Origin of the sequence: Flavobacterium sp. MMS24-S5 (genome assembly GCF_050320125.1) — a bacterium.
GTDB lineage: Bacteria > Bacteroidota > Bacteroidia > Flavobacteriales > Flavobacteriaceae > Flavobacterium > Flavobacterium tyrosinilyticum.
This window is the reverse complement of record NZ_CP190016.1, coordinates 2,857,018-2,872,021: the sequence shown is the minus strand read 5'-3', so window position 1 is coordinate 2,872,021 and position 15,004 is coordinate 2,857,018. Positions and strand designations below refer to the sequence as shown.

Here is a 15,004-nt window from a genome sequence, read left to right as displayed (position 1 = left end):
TGGAAAATCGTACTGAACTTTACTTCCACTTATCTAAAACTGACTTTCTTTTGGACTAATTTTCATCATTACCATTTGGCCTTTTTAGTTAAATTCGAATATTGGTCTACCACTTTCATCAAATTTTAATTTCATCATTCTCGCATGACGATTAGGATCATATAATGGATCTGCAATAATTTCTTTCAACGGTCTTTTATCTGTTGCAGGCACCACTTTTGGATCACCAACAGCTTTTTCGTAATCCCTTGCATGATAAATTACTAATGGTTCTCCGTTTTCATCCACCGTGAATGAATTATGCCCTGGTTCATAAATCTTTTTTGCTTCATTGGTTTTTAATACTGGATATCTGGATTTTTTCCAAGAATTTCTATCTAGTAAATCAGCATTTTCATCTGCTTCCATCATTCCCATACTGTAACAAGAACCAGTAGCACTTGCCGAAAAAGTAATGTAAATTTTTCCTTTGTTTTTAATCACCGCATGACCTTCATTTACCCAAAAACCTATACGTTCCCAATCATAATCCGGAGTCGTTAACATGAATTGAACTGTTTTTAGTTTTACGGGCGATTCCATTTCGGCTAAATACAAATTGGAAGCGGCGAACTGCCCGCCTGTTTTTTCTGCCCAACAGAAATAGCGTTTGTTTTTATGCTCAAATACAGTTCCGTCCAGAGAAAAATCGGTAAAGCTTTTTGGATCTGCATCAGCTGCCTGCATTTGTCCAAGTTCAATCCACTTGTCATGTAAAGGATCCTGGCCTGTACACTCCAAAACATAAGGTCTTAATTTCCAAATATCTTCTTCTTCGCTTGCTGCAAAATACACGTACCATTTTCCATCTAAATAATGAATTTCAGGAGCCCACACGTGACGGCTCATTGGTCCGCTTTTATGTTTTTCCCATACTCTAAAGGTTTCAGCATTTTGAAGCTCAGCAATAGACTTTGCACGTCTTAACTCTATAGCATCATAGGTTGGTACCGATCCCGTAAAATAGTAATACCCATCTGTATGCTTATAGATAAAAGGATCTGCTCTTTGCGACACAATAGGTTTGTTAGTTAAAGTTGTTTTTGTAGTAGCCGTTTCTTTCTTAGACAATTCTTTTTCCGCTTTTTTATCTGTACAGGAAGAAACACTTACAAAAACAATTGCTGAAAGTGCCCATTTTTTTAATAGGTTTGTTTGCATGTTATACTGGTTTGTTTGCATTTAATTTATTTGTGAGGAATTCAGTCTTTAAAATCAATCCACACTTTCATTTTCCCAACTCCACGATTTGACCAAGAATAATATGGAATGGCTTTGAATTTTGAATTTTCGATGACATTTACACCTTGCAATAAGTTCGCTTCTTTTCTTACTTTGAAAGTATCTGAAGCCGAAATATTGATCTTGTCAAAATTGGTTTTGTTGTCCATTTCTTCAACTGCATATACTAGCGGACCGTATTCTAAAGAGACTTTATTTTTATTCGTTTCTACCTTTGAATTGGTTTCTACTTCTTGAACTTCCATCGGGAAATTAAGTGCAATTTTGTCTCCCTTTTTCCAGTTTCTAGTCACGTTGAAATAGCCATTTTCAGGCTGAATTGCTACTATTTCTCCGTTTATAGTAATCGTTGGTTTTTGAGTTGAAGCTTTCTTATACGTATACAAATCTCCTGGCAAAACTTCATTTCTTGCCCAACCTGGAACGCGAAGTTTAATCGTGAATTTGCTCTCTTTTTTAGGATTAACTAAGAGTCCTACTTTTCCGTTCCAAGGATAAGAAGTCTGTTGCGAAATCTGTAAATCGGTTTTTCCTAATGCGAAAGAAGCGTCGTTTGAAACATATAAATTCACATATAAATCGTTCTTTGTTTTCGAATAAATCAATCCTGGAATTGACGGAATAAAACGAATTAAATTCGTCGGACAACAAGAGCAATCAAACCAAGCCTGACGCGTGCAAGAACCTCTGTTTGATTTGTAAACACCGTCCGCTTCTAAGGCATTTGGATAGAAAAATTGTTTTCCGTCAAGCGAAATACCCGAAATTAATCCGTTGTACATCGTTCTTTCTATAACATCAAAATATTGTGATTTCCCGTATAAATTATGCAGTCTATGATTCCAATATACATCGCCAATTGCCGCACAAGTTTCGTTGTAAGCCGTTAGATTTGGCAATTCGTAGTTTGCTCCAAAAGCTTCACCATCATGTCTTGAGCCGATTCCGCCTGTGATATACATTTTTTTATTGACCATATTATCCCATAAATTATTTACGGCATTTTCATAGGCTTTATCTTTGGTCATGGCAACAATATCGGTCATTCCTGCATACATGTAAACCGCACGAACAGCATGCCCCACAGCTTCATTTTGCTGAATTACAGGAATATGATCCTGAGCATATTCTCCATATAATTTATGATTGTTCGGATTTCCGCGATTGTCCAAATAGTATTTTGCCAATTTCAGATAATCTTCTTTTCCTGTAATCTGGTATAATTTTATCAACCCCGTTTCTACAATCTGATGCCCCGGAACTCCTTTTACCTGTCCGGGATTATCTCCAAAAGTTCGTACCAGCATATCGGCAGCTTTTATCGCAATGTCAAGAAAATTGGTTTTTCCTGTTGCTTCATAATGCACGATTGCCGCTTCGATTAAATGTCCTGGATTATACAATTCATGGCTAATCTGCAAAGATTCCCAACGTTTTCCTTCAATTACAGGAACCCAAGGTGCTGGTGGTTTTGCGGGATTTATCGTTCTCCAAGTGGTAATGTATCCGTCTGGTTCCTGACCAATTTTTACAATGGCAATCATCGAATCCAGAACTCTTTCCAATTTCGGATTCGGAGCACTGATTAAAGTATTAGATGCGCCTTCAATGATTTTGTAAACATCGGTATCATCAAAAGGCATATCGCCTCGGACTTTTCCAGTTTTTTGTTTTCCAGCAATTAAAAAGTTTTCAAAACGACCTTCTTCATCACATTTCTTAATCGCATATTCGATTGTTACTTCCTGTACTCTTTTGATAATTGGAAGCCAAAAAGAATCCGTCAGTTTTACATTTTGAATATTAACCGGCTCTATTTCATAACCTGCTTTTAAAACAGATGTTTTATGCTGCACCACATCGTTTTTGGTCTCTTTGCAAGAAACCAAAATCAGAAGTGACATGAAAATCGTTAAAATGGGTAAGTTGTATTTCTTCATTATTGTTGTATTCTATTTTAAAACAGGCCACAAATCAGTATCCCATTGTATTTCTCTAATCACTAATCTTGGTGTTCCGTTGCTTTTCTTTTCATAACCGTGATAAAACATGTAATCTTTTCCATCAAAAGTATAAGCACTGTTATGGCCTACGCCAAAGTAATTTTCATCCCCTTGAACTACTAAACTTCCTCCACCTTGATCGAGCGGTTTTCCTTCTTTATCCACATAAGGTCCAGTGACATTTTTTGATCTTCCAACAACCACTTTGTAAGTGCTTTTTTCTCCGCGACAGCACAAATCCCAAGAAAGAAATTGATAATAGTATCCGTTTTTCTTAAAGATAAAAGGAGCTTCAAGTGCGCCATCTCCCGGGTCTGAATCTGTTAATTCGAAAGATCTTTTGCGTTTTGCAATCGTATGCCATTCCTGAGGTTGTGCAATGGATTTTAAATCGGGATTTAGTTTGACCAATTTCAATCCTTCCCAAAAAGAACCAAAAGAAAGCCAAGGAGTATTGTTTTCATCAAAAACTAGATTCGGATCAATGGCATTCCACATATCTCGATTAGGTTGTGATTGAATGACAATTCCCTGATCGACCCATTTGTAATTTTTATCTTTTGGATCTAAAGTTGTATTCGTCGCAACGCCAATCGCCGATGTATTTTTGGCGAAAGCCGAAACGGAATAATACAGATAATAGGTATTGTTGTGGAATGAAATATCTGGCGCCCAAATATGATTTTTAAAATCGGCCGCAACGCCATCTGCCCAAACTGGTTTTTCTTTGAAAACTTGTGGTTCTTTGTTCCATTTTTTTAAATCTTTCGAGCTGAAAACACTGATTCCGTTGCCTGTACAGTACAAATAATAAGTGTCTTTTTGCTTAATAACAACAGGATCGTGCACGACAATTTCCTGTGCCATAACCACGGAAACTGTGAACATCAGAAAAGCCGAAATTGTATATTTTATATTTTTGTAAACCATATAAGTGATTTAAGTAAATTTAAGTTTAAACCTCAACGAAAACTTTTCTAGAGCATATAAGAAACCCAAACTGAAAACTGTGACTGTCTTCGACTCCGCTCAGACTGACAATCTATTGTATTCCTTCAGATGTCATTACGACACGTTTCATTGTTCCGTCTTTGTTATAAAATAATTTATCTACACAAACAGATCTTCTAAAACTTCCTCCATGTGGTTTTGATGCTCCATTGTGATAAATGAAATACGATTGTCCTTTAAAATCAATTATGGATTGATGATTGGTGTTACTGTTTCCTGCTAATTCATTCAGAATTCCTTTAAACTCCCAAGGTCCTGTAATGGATTTGCTCATGGCATAGGCAATTTTCTCTGGAAACTCATAAGCGTAAGACAAATAATACCAGCCGTTATGTTTGTGAATCCAAGGTGCTTCAGTGAAATTTGGCAATTTTATGTGATGAATTTCGCCGTCTATTTCCGTCATGTTTTCTTTTAATTTAACATAATGACAAGCAGTATTTCCCCAAAACAGATAGGCTTGTCCATCAGTATCAATAAAAACTGTCGGGTCAATATCGTCCCAGCTTATATCGCTAAATTTGGTCATATCGTTGGTGATTAATGCTTTTCCTAATGCATCTTTAAAAGCTGTCCGAGTGGATTATCTGCAACCGCAACTCCAATCGATTTTCCAGGAACAGTACCGTGTTCAACCGTTACGTACCAATAAAATTTTCCGTTCCTTTCAATAACCTGTGAAGCCCAAGCATCACTTTTTGCCCATTTAAAATCGGTTACTTTCAATGGAACAGGATGTGATTGCCATTTTTTCATATCAGAAGAAGAATACACCAGCCATTCATTCATTTTATAAAAATTAAAATCGTTTGGCGCTTCATCATGACCTGCATACAAATACACTTTGTCTTTGTAAACCAATGCTGCGGGATCTCCTGTATATTTATCTGTAATAATGGGGTTGTTGAATTTTACCGATTGTGCAGTTCCCACAATCGATAAAAGCAAAACAGAAAGGTTTATAAATAGGTTTTTCATTTGTTACTTTTTTTTTGCCACAGATTTCACAGATTAAATGGATTTATCTTTTAGTCTATAGTTTATTTTTTTTAACACATAGAATCATAGTATTACTTTGTCTGAAAAAGGCATTTCATTTATTTAAAATTCACATAGCAATCTATGTGTTCAAATCTAGATTTGTTTTGTACTCTTTTTACAGATCAAAAAAACCTATGTTTCTATGTGTTTAAATTTTTATTCTCTCGCAGATTGAGCAGTTTTTTTTAATCTTTTTAATCCTTTAATCTGTGGCCATTCTTTAATACTTGGAATTTGGCATTTAAAAAATTGGAATTTTCTAGTTTACTTTTTTACCCCAAACTGCTAATCCCGCACTATTGATTCCAGTGTAACTTAAAGTCACTTTTCTGGTTGCCGATTCCCAATCCCAAGCATCAATTACGTTGCATTTCACTCCGTTTATGGTGGCAATTTTTTTTGCAGGATCGTAAGACCAAGTTCCTGTTATATCACCGCTTACTTTTTTATCGGCCGTTAAATAAATCGTAACCGCTTTCTGCATGGTTTTGTACTGATAATTCATGGTAATTTGTTCCCATGTTCCAATCAGATTTCCTTCTGCAAAAGTCGTTGTTTGTACTCCAGCATAGCGTTCTGGTTCTATTACAGGCCAGCCGTCTTCTGTCCATTGAATTCCATGCACATGCCCCATCATGACTGCATTTGAAACCGCAATTCCCGAAACTCCTTCTGGCAAACGTGCCTGCGAAGCATAAAACCATTGTTTTGTTTCTGGGTTTTGAAAAACAGCGCAGTGCGCAAATCCAACCCATCCGGTATGATTTTTAAATTGATACGGATGCGTTACCAACGGAAAACATTCGGCACCGTTTGTAATACTCATTCCTGTATTGGTTACGTAAAGACCCAGAATATTTTTGGAACGCGCAACTCGCGTGTTATAAGCAACCGATAATTCGTCATAAGCCAAAAACAAATAATAATATTGCGTCTCTGGATTGTAGATAATTTCTGGTCCTTCAAGTGCTTGCCATCGATTTGAATTTACATTTCCACGACCCGCGATTCGAACCCCGTAATCGTCGATTGTTTTTAATTTATCTGGTTTTCCTGTTGTCGGATTTAGTTTTAAAGCTCGCAATTCCTGAATGCCAAGAACCGTAAATTAAATATTGTTCGCCTTCTGGGGTTTCAATAAAACTCGGATCAATGGCATTGAATTTAAAATAAGCATCCCAATCGTTTCCTCCGTTTCTCAAATAACTTTTTACACCGTCAGGTTCTGAGCAGACTACCATTCCTTTGTCAACCCAATTATTAGAAGCCAAATCTGTTGTTTCAGCCAAACCAATAAAAGCACGTTCTGTCCAAGAAGTATTGGTGTCTGTTCCTGTAATGGGATTGGTTACTACAATGCTGTAATACATTCTAAAAACATTCCCTACTTTTCGAACGCATGGCGCCCAAAATCCATAATTTGGATTTTCTATCGGAGGAAGAGCTGGACTCATTCTGGCTCTTTTGTTATTTAAAGAATCTTTTACCCAAGCTGGAGCCTGAGCCATTGAAGATCCCATAAATTCCCAATTGATTAAATCTTTTGATCTTCGGTAGAAAAAATGTCCGTTACCCTCATGTGCATTTCCGTACGAAGCATCTGTTTGGTACATATAATAATATTCTCCCGATTTTTCAACTGACGGATCATGTACATTTGCCAGATTCCATTGTGATCTAGTGTTCCAGCTTGCAAATGCAGTATAATTATCTGCATAAGTCGGTCCGTTAAATGTTGGCGTAACCACTGGCGGTACGACAGGATCTGGCCCACCAACTTCAGGTGCCGCTGGATCATCTTTAGAACAGCTCGCCATTAGAATTGCTGCCACAAAAAATCCGATGGAAGAAATGGTTTTTAAAATGAAATTTTGCTTTTTCATCTGCTTCTATTTTATTTTCCTTCTAAAACAACAACTGAGAAAGGAGGAATAGTGATTTCAAGTTTTCCTTTTTTGTTTTCGAAACCTTTAAAAGCTGTTGGAACAATTTTATTTGGGTTTTCAAATGAATTGTAATCTTGTAATTTAGCCGATGTTATAACCGCTCCTGTGAAGTTTTTCACGCCTAATTCTTTTACATCAATTTCGATTTTGTTTTTGTTTTTTGCATCCACATTAACTAATGAAATATGAACTGCGCCATTTTTGTCTTTTGATGCTGACACTGAAACCGCAGGAAGTTTTTCTCCATTAAAAGTGTATGATGGTGATTCGAAACTTACTGGCAATAACTTCGCATCTTGATGCACGCTGTACATTTTCATTACATGATACGTTGGCGTTACAATCATTTTAGCTTTGTCTGTAAGGATTACAGCTTGTAAAACGTTAACGCATTGTGCTAGGTTTGCCATACGAACGCGATCTGCATGGTTATTGAAAATGTTAAGAGTTGCTCCAGCTAAAACCGCATCACGCATGGTATTTTGCTGATACAAAAATCCTGGATTGGTTCCTTTTTCTACTTCATACCAGCCTCCCCATTCGTCAACAATCATGGCTACTTTTTTCTCAGGATCGTACTTGTCCATAATAGCAGAATGTTTCGTAACTAATTCTTCCATTTTTAAAGCCGACTGCATCGTTTTAAAATAGCCTTCTTCTGTAAAATTTCTGTCATCTCCTTTTTTACCCCAGTCAATTACAGCATAATGATGAACCCCAACTCCGCCTAACATATTTAACGGAATTCCTTTCATTAAAACTTCAGTCCAATTGTAATCTGAACTATTTGATCCAGAAGCAATTCTTGTGATTCCTCCCGTATTTTCCCAGTCAGACATGAAAGTCGCATATTTACGGTATTCTCCTGCATAATATTCTGCTGTCATATTTCCTCCACATCCCCAAGCTTCATTTCCAATTCCCCAATACTTTACTTTCCAAGGTTCTTTTCTTCCATTTTTAGCACGTAAATCACTCATTGGACTTTTACCGCTGAAGTTCGTATACTGAACCCAGTCTGCTAATTCCTGAACCGTTCCGCTTCCTACATTTCCAGATAAATAAGGTTCAGCACCTAAAAGTTCGCACATATTCAAGAAATCATGTGTCCCAAAACTGTTATCTTCAGTAACTCCGCCCCACCATTTGTTTACAATAGTTGGTCTTTGTTCTTGTGGCCCGATTCCATCTTTCCAATGGTAAGTATCAGCGAAACAGCCTCCTGGCCATCTTAAATTTGGAATTTTTAAATCTTTTAAAGCCGCAATAATATCATTTCTTACTCCTTTTGTATTTGGAATTTTCGAAGTATCTCCCACAAAAAATCCTCCGTAAATACAACGCCCTAAATGCTCTGCAAAATGACCGTAGATATTTTTGTCAATTGTGGGCGCATCGGCCGTATTTTTAATGGTGATTGTGGTCTGCGCAAAATTCAGCTGACTGCAAAACGAAATAAGAAATGTGATTAAAAGTGCTTTTTTCATAGTGGTTTTTATTGTAGAGGAAAGCCCAAAAACTTTCCTCTGAATTTTAATTTTTTAATAAGAAAGTGTCGGCCATCCTGATGACCAAGTAAAGTATACAATTTCGAGTTTTGGATTTCCGCTGTCGGCTCCGTCATAATAATGAACAGCTCCTTTTTGAGTTCCTGTAATTCTTGACAAATGCCCTGGCCGATATAATTTCCTTGTGAAGCCAGAACGGTTGTTCCGCCGCCGCTTTTTAGAGATACACCGTTTTTATCCACAAAAGGCCCAAACGGACTTGTAGAACGTCCAACTACAATATAGTAGGTGCTGTTAACTCCATTACAGCAAGTTCCTCGGTTTACAAATAAGTAATAATAACTTCCTTCTTTAATTAAACAAGGAGCCTCCCAAGACGCGCTGTTTCCGCCAGCAACAATGGTTCTGCTTCCTGTTGTTTTTCCTGTTGAAGGATTAATTTGAATTACGCCAATACCTGCATGCCATGAACCGTAAGCCATATAGACATTGCTTCCATCTACTAAAATTGACGGATCGATTGCATTAACATCTGATGCTGATGAAGAAGAAACAACAACTCCTCTGTCTGTCCATGTTGTTCCCGCGCTTTGCGAAATGGCTGGTGTTGTAACCAATCCGATTGCAGAAGTAGCTGAACCAAATGTGGAACAGGAATAGTACATATTCCATCTGTTATTAAACCAAGCAACGTCTGGTGCCCAAAACGTTTTCACGAATCCTGGAACATATCCTGTAATCCAACTTGGCGTTGATGAAAACACAGATGTTCCCCATGCCCAGCTTGTTAGATTTGTTGAATAGGTAACTGGTATATTATCTCCTGTAGTAAAAACATAATAATTAACACCGCTTTTTACAATCGTACTTGGATCGTGCGATGGCACATTTCCGCTGACTGTTTTAGCTGTTGAATTGGTAACCTGTGAATCCTCTGCATTTACAACTGCTGTTGTTCCTTCTTGAGTTGGGACAATATCTTCATTCTGACAACTCCCAAATAATATCGCTAATAAAACCAAACTTGTAATTGTTTTCATTATTCTAATTTTAGTTACTGTTAAAAATTACTTCTCTTGTATTCCAAATTCTAAGGCATAATATCATGTGAAGAATCCACAACCTTCACATGATATTAGGTATTCAAACTAACTCAAATAAATATTAATAACTATCGTTTTGAACAGTTCCCGGGTTGTTATCCATTTCTAATTGTGGAATTGGGAAATATTCTCTTCCTGCTGTATAAGAATTAAACTCTGCATCTCTTGCTTTTAACCAAGCTAATTTAGCAGGGTCTTGAAGCCATCCCCAACGACGGATATCGTCAAAACGGTGTCCTTCTAGAGGGAATTCTAAAAATCTTTCGTGACCAATTTGTTCTCTCATTTGCGCTTGAGACAATCCTGGTTTTGCAGTGGCTAAATCAGGAAGATTTACTCTGTCTCTTACCATTTGAATGTAAGTATAAGCTCCTTGTGTATCGCCCGTTTCATTCAAACATTCTGCATACATTAAAAGAACATCAGCATATCTTAATAAACGCTCATTGATTCCGGAACGCCAATCGTATTCGTCTGCAAATTGTCCGTCAGAGTTTTGGTATTTTCTGCAGAATAAATCATTTAAATCGGCTGGACTTGAGGCATAGAATGTTGCAAAATCTTTTCCGTACAATTGCATTCCGCCTGGTTTATTGTAGAAAATAGTAGCATCTAGACGAGGATCATCTTGTCCTGTTTTTGTTTTTTCTTCTTTAAATTCATTAAACAATGCCCAAGTTGGCTGAACGTCTGTCCATCCAAAAGCACGTGGTGCATAGGTAATGGCTCTTGCAGATGTTTTTCCCCATCCAGAAGCAGGAGCACCTCCCCAACCTAAATCGACACCTCCGGCATCACGGCTAAATTGCACTTCAAAAAGTGACTCTGAATTGTTTTCGTTTGCTGTTGTGAAGTTATCACGGTAATTTGCTACCAAAGAATAAACTCCTAAATCTATTACTTGCTTGAAAGTTGTTTTAGCATTTGTAAAATCTTTTGTAAACAAATAGGCTTTTCCTAAATATCCTAACGCTGCACCTTTAGTTGCACGTCCTTTTTGTCCTCCATCTAATCCTGAAAGGCCAACATAAGAATTTGGAAGTAATTCTGCTGCTGCTTTAAAGTCTGCAATAACTTGTGCCCAGCCTTCATCTTGTGTTTTTTGAGGATAATAAACTGCTAATTCTGTTGGAAGAGGTACATTCTTAAACATGTTTACTGCATGAAAAAAATACAATCCTCTTAAGAAATAAGCTTGTCCTATAATTCTGTTTTTTAGAGCTTCATCTTCAAATTCAATTCCGGGTACATTGGTTAATACTTGATTAGCACGGTAAATACCTTGATAATAAGTTTCGTAAGCCCATCCATAAATCGCTGCGTCTGCAACATTTGAATTAAAGTGCCCCACGTTATACATTGAACCCCAAGGGCTGTTTGTACGAGAATCATCTGCTTTTACATCTAGCAATAATGGCGTGCTTCTCATGTAAGTTCCATCTGTTAGTAAACTTCCGTAAGCAGCATTTACACCTTGCAATGCATCTTCATCTGTTTTCCAAAAGTTATCGACTGAATCATTATTTGGATCTAGTTGAGTCAAATCTTCGTTATCCACACAGCTTGTGGTTACCAAGGCTAGTGAAAGGAAAACGGTTATATAGCTAAAAAATTTAGATTTCATTTTAATACGTTTTAATGGTTAGACCTGGTTAGAAGCTCACTTCTACTCCTAAAGAAATTGTTCTTGGATTTGGAAAAGATCCTGCATCATATCCTCTTGAAAGTAATCCGTCACTGTTAAAGTCAGGATCATATCCTTTATATTTAGAGATAATCAACAGATTTTGACCATTTAGGTAAACCTTAGCTTTTTCAATAAATTTATCTTTTATCGGGATGTTATACCCGATTTCCATTGTTTGCAGTTTCACATAATCACCGCTTTCAATAAATCTGTTTGAATCTCTGCTGTTTCCATTTGGATCTCCAATAACTGGAGCTGGAATATTGGTATTGGTATTCGTTGGTGTCCAATAATTTAACTCATCTGTATGATGGTTTGTATATTGTCCGATCATCAAATTGCGGTACATTGCATTAAATACTTTGTTACCTCCCGCTCCCTGCCAAAACATAGAGAAATCAAAGTTAGAATAAGAAGCACTGAAATTTAATCCGAAGCCATATTTAGGAATGGTCACACCTTGGAAAGTTCTATCTGCATCTGTAATTATTCCGTCGCCATTTACATCTCTAAATTTCACGTCTCCAGGAGCTGCACCCGTTTGAGTTGGAGAAGCCGCAACTTCAGCTGCATTTTGGAAAATTCCAACTGCTTCCCAAGCAAACATTTCTCCAACAGATCTTCCTACTTCAGTTTTAGAAACTGCTCCGTAGATCGGATTTCCGTTTACACCGATTTTAGTAACTTCATTTTTCAGTGTTCCAAAGTTTGCAGAAATATCATATTTAAATTTATGATGATGATTGCTGTAAGCTGCTGTAAACTCAACCCCAGAATTTTTCATTGATCCCGCATTTGTGGTAACACTCGCTGGAAATGCCCCTGTAGAAAACGGAAGCGGAACGCCTAACAATAAATCATCTGATTTTTTTACAAAGTACTCTGCTGTAAACTGTAAATCATTGTTTAAGAAACCTAATTCGATACCTACGTTTGAGTTTGTAGATTTTTCCCATTTTACATTCGGTTGCAATGCCGCCACTACAGTTGTTCCTGGAGCAAGCTCATTATTAAAATCATAACCTGCAAAACTGTTTACGGTTGAAGCAAAGAAATATTGCGAAATGGTATTATTTCCTAATGTCCCGTAACCTCCTCTAAGTTTAATATTGCTTATCCATTCTGGCAATGTCCAGAATTTTTCGTTACTAAGTTTCCAACCTCCTGAAAAAGAGTAAAAGTTTGCCGAATTATTTTTTTCACTAAAAAGAGACGTTTTATCTTGTCTAAAGTTAGCCTGCACTAAATATCTATCATCATAAGAATAATTTAATCTACTAATGTATGATATTCCAGTAATCGTAAATTTATATTCAGATGCATTTCTAGCATCAGCATATTGAAGCATCGGAATGTCGTTTGGAGTAAAACCTACACCTCTCATATTATATCTATGATAATCTCTTTTTTCCTGAATCCAACCTGCAAGAGCATCAAATTTATGTTTACCTAATGTAACTTCATAAGTTAAAATGTTATTTAAGAATGTTCTTAACTCATTTCCCGTTTCAACATCTAGAGATGCTTCGTCATTTGTAGTAATGTAATACCATCCTAAATCACTTGGCGGAATAAATTTTCTATTTTCCCAATCAGTTCTATCGTAACTTACATCCAGTTTGTATTTTAGGCCTTTTACGATTTCTACTTCTCCCCAAACATCTCCAATAAAACGGTTTCTTTTTCCATTATTATCAATCAGATTGTTGTATCCAATAGGGTTCATAGAAATTGCTCTCTGAGTCAGGTTGTCTGTACCTCCATAACCACCAAGTCTGTTTGCATCATAAACGGGCATAGTCGGAATAGCTCCTAAAATATCACTTACAACCGTTTGACCTGCATTGTATTCATTAAAAATTTCTTTATCAGATTGTGTATAAGCTATTTTTGCACCGTATTTAAATTTTCCTTTTTTACCATTTAAATTTAAATTGGTTGACAATCTCTCATAGTCCTGAGGCGTTTTAATGTAACTTGTATTTTTAAAATAGTCAACATTAAAGCTGTAAGCAATACTTTCTGCACCTCCTGTAAATGTCAAGGCTTGATTTTGTACAACACCAGTTTGAAAAGATTCTTTCTGCCAATCTGTATCTACATTTGATATGTACGATGCACTATTTGGGTCATTTCCTGGAGCAATGCTTACAGGAACACCTGCTCTAATATCTCTGTTTCTTTCGGCCTCGCTCGTAATTTTCTGGTAACCTACTCGATCTGTAACATCCCACTTTTTAGCAACATTTTGAAGACCTACAATAGACTTGAATTTAATATCCATTTTGCCTTGTTTCCCTTTTTTAGTCGTAATAATTACAACACCATTTGCACCGCGCACACCATAAATAGCAGCCGATGATGCATCCTTTAAAACCTGCATAGATTCTATTTCTCCTGGGGCAAAATCATAAGGTGAATCGACCATAATTCCGTCGATTACAAAAAGTGGATTATTGTTGCTAAATGAAGTTATACCTCTAATCTTCACATTAACAAAACCTCCCGGTTCTCCCGAAGATTGTACAGTAACACCTGGCACTTGTCCTTGAAGCATTTTTGCGGCATCATACGTAACTACTTTTTTAGCCGATTCTAAATTAACAACACTTACAGAACCTGTTAAATCTGATTTCTTTTGAGTTCCGTAACCAATAACAACTACCTCGTTAAGTTTATTAGTGTCTTCACCCAACGCCACATCAATTTTAGACTGGCTTCCTACGACTATCTCTTTGTTCTGAAATCCTATAAATGAAAAAACTAAAACATCATTTGTGGATGCTTTAATCGAATACTCTCCATCAAATCCAGTTGTAGCAACTGTTTTGGTTCCTTTTATTATAATGTTTACACCCGGCAAAGGAAGATTGTCTTGTGCCGATGTAACAACCCCTGTTATCGTTTTGTCTTGAGCAGACATCTGATTAACAGAAAATAATAGCATTAAAACTGCTAAAATCCAATTTGTTTTTGGCAATAGAAAATTGCAATACAAAAGTAATTTTTGTTTTGTAATCATAATGGTTTAGTTAAGATTGGTTAGTGGTTTAGTTAATAAGTGTTAATCTTACATTTGTAAATTTAACTAAAAAAAAATCATGTAAACAAATTAATATCACAAAAAAAGAGCTCAAAAAAAACACATATCGCAAATTAAGTGTCAAATTAACATTTAAAAATTCAAGGTTTTTTCAAAAAAATTGCTGTTTTAATGATTTTAATTGTGTAAAAAATACACTTTTACTGAAAAAGTCGTTTTTTAATCAAAAAAAGATGGGAATAAAAAAAGTATAAATAATCTGTTTTTTAATGTTTTGAATTCAAAAAAAAAGATAGTTTTGTAGGTAAAAGATTGTTTATTTTTGAGTCTTTTTGGCTAAACAGAACCTATTTTTACAAAAAACTATCCTTGACTGTCCTG

Annotated in this window: 11 protein-coding genes; all 11 read right to left on the bottom strand. The window is 36.3% G+C overall.

Going from position 1 to position 15,004, the window contains the following annotated elements:
- Nucleotides 1-84 precede the first annotated feature (84 nt).
- The 11 genes from ACPWTF_RS13285 to ACPWTF_RS13235 all read right to left on the bottom strand — a co-directional run bounded on the left by ACPWTF_RS13285 (nucleotide 85) and on the right by ACPWTF_RS13235 (nucleotide 14,602).
- Nucleotides 85-1,200, bottom strand: coding sequence for a glycoside hydrolase family 43 protein (locus tag ACPWTF_RS13285; protein WP_427871481.1), 1,116 nt, complete (start codon nucleotides 1,198-1,200; stop codon nucleotides 85-87).
- Between the two features lie 41 nt (nucleotides 1,201-1,241).
- A complete protein-coding gene (locus ACPWTF_RS13280; protein ID WP_427871480.1) occupies nucleotides 1,242-3,221 on the bottom strand; it encodes a glycoside hydrolase family 127 protein in 1,980 nt (659 codons plus the stop codon).
- 12 nt (nucleotides 3,222-3,233) lie between these two features.
- Nucleotides 3,234-4,214, bottom strand: coding sequence for an arabinan endo-1,5-alpha-L-arabinosidase (locus ACPWTF_RS13275; RefSeq protein ID WP_427871479.1), 981 nt, complete (start codon nucleotides 4,212-4,214; stop codon nucleotides 3,234-3,236).
- 112 nt (nucleotides 4,215-4,326) lie between these two features.
- The gene (locus ACPWTF_RS13270) at nucleotides 4,327-4,824 is read right to left on the bottom strand and encodes a family 43 glycosylhydrolase (protein WP_427871478.1); all 498 of its coding nucleotides are present in this window, start codon (nucleotides 4,822-4,824) and stop codon (nucleotides 4,327-4,329) included.
- 23 nt (nucleotides 4,825-4,847) lie between these two features.
- Nucleotides 4,848-5,273 carry a family 43 glycosylhydrolase gene (locus tag ACPWTF_RS13265; protein ID WP_427871477.1) on the bottom strand — a complete coding sequence of 142 codons (426 nt, stop codon included), beginning with the start codon at nucleotides 5,271-5,273 and terminating at the stop codon, nucleotides 4,848-4,850.
- Nucleotides 5,274-5,595: 322 nt separating this feature from the next.
- Nucleotides 5,596-6,420: a glycoside hydrolase family 43 protein gene (locus ACPWTF_RS13260; RefSeq protein ID WP_427871476.1), complete on the bottom strand. Its 825-nt coding sequence runs from the start codon at nucleotides 6,418-6,420 to the stop codon at nucleotides 5,596-5,598.
- Nucleotides 6,377-7,219 carry a family 43 glycosylhydrolase gene (locus tag ACPWTF_RS13255; protein ID WP_427871475.1) on the bottom strand — a complete coding sequence of 281 codons (843 nt, stop codon included), beginning with the start codon at nucleotides 7,217-7,219 and terminating at the stop codon, nucleotides 6,377-6,379. The genes ACPWTF_RS13260 and ACPWTF_RS13255 overlap by 44 nt, the downstream gene beginning before the upstream one ends.
- Nucleotides 7,220-7,230: 11 nt before the next feature.
- Nucleotides 7,231-8,769, bottom strand: a complete 1,539-nt coding sequence (locus tag ACPWTF_RS13250; protein WP_427871474.1) for an alpha-N-arabinofuranosidase — start codon at nucleotides 8,767-8,769, stop codon at nucleotides 7,231-7,233.
- 8 nt (nucleotides 8,770-8,777) lie between these two features.
- Complete coding sequence (locus ACPWTF_RS13245; protein WP_427871473.1) at nucleotides 8,778-9,830, bottom strand: arabinan endo-1,5-alpha-L-arabinosidase; 1,053 nt, start codon at nucleotides 9,828-9,830, stop codon at nucleotides 8,778-8,780.
- A gap of 124 nt (nucleotides 9,831-9,954) precedes the next feature.
- Nucleotides 9,955-11,517, bottom strand: a complete 1,563-nt coding sequence (locus ACPWTF_RS13240) for a RagB/SusD family nutrient uptake outer membrane protein (protein WP_379794999.1) — start codon at nucleotides 11,515-11,517, stop codon at nucleotides 9,955-9,957.
- Nucleotides 11,518-11,545: 28 nt separating this feature from the next.
- Nucleotides 11,546-14,602 (bottom strand): SusC/RagA family TonB-linked outer membrane protein, encoded by a 3,057-nt coding sequence (locus ACPWTF_RS13235; RefSeq protein ID WP_427871472.1) that lies wholly within the window; start codon nucleotides 14,600-14,602, stop codon nucleotides 11,546-11,548.
- Nucleotides 14,603-15,004 lie beyond the last annotated feature (402 nt).

Bases quoted from the DNA above. Each gene is read 5' to 3' on its own strand.
- ACPWTF_RS13245 (WP_427871473.1), bottom strand. From the start codon at position 9,830: ATGAAAACAATTACAAGTTTGGTTTTATTAGCGATATTATTTGGGAGT.
- ACPWTF_RS13240 (WP_379794999.1), bottom strand. From the start codon at position 11,517: ATGAAATCTAAATTTTTTAGCTATATAACCGTTTTCCTTTCACTAGCC.
- ACPWTF_RS13265 (WP_427871477.1), bottom strand. From the start codon at position 5,273: ATGAAAAACCTATTTATAAACCTTTCTGTTTTGCTTTTATCGATTGTG.
- ACPWTF_RS13270 (WP_427871478.1), bottom strand. From the start codon at position 4,824: ATGACCAAATTTAGCGATATAAGCTGGGACGATATTGACCCGACAGTT.
- ACPWTF_RS13255 (WP_427871475.1), bottom strand. From the start codon at position 7,219: ATGAAAAAGCAAAATTTCATTTTAAAAACCATTTCTTCCATCGGATTT.
- ACPWTF_RS13285 (WP_427871481.1), bottom strand. From the start codon at position 1,200: ATGCAAACAAACCTATTAAAAAAATGGGCACTTTCAGCAATTGTTTTT.
- ACPWTF_RS13280 (WP_427871480.1), bottom strand. From the start codon at position 3,221: ATGAAGAAATACAACTTACCCATTTTAACGATTTTCATGTCACTTCTG.
- ACPWTF_RS13275 (WP_427871479.1), bottom strand. From the start codon at position 4,214: ATGGTTTACAAAAATATAAAATATACAATTTCGGCTTTTCTGATGTTC.
- ACPWTF_RS13235 (WP_427871472.1), bottom strand. From the start codon at position 14,602: ATGATTACAAAACAAAAATTACTTTTGTATTGCAATTTTCTATTGCCA.
- ACPWTF_RS13250 (WP_427871474.1), bottom strand. From the start codon at position 8,769: ATGAAAAAAGCACTTTTAATCACATTTCTTATTTCGTTTTGCAGTCAG.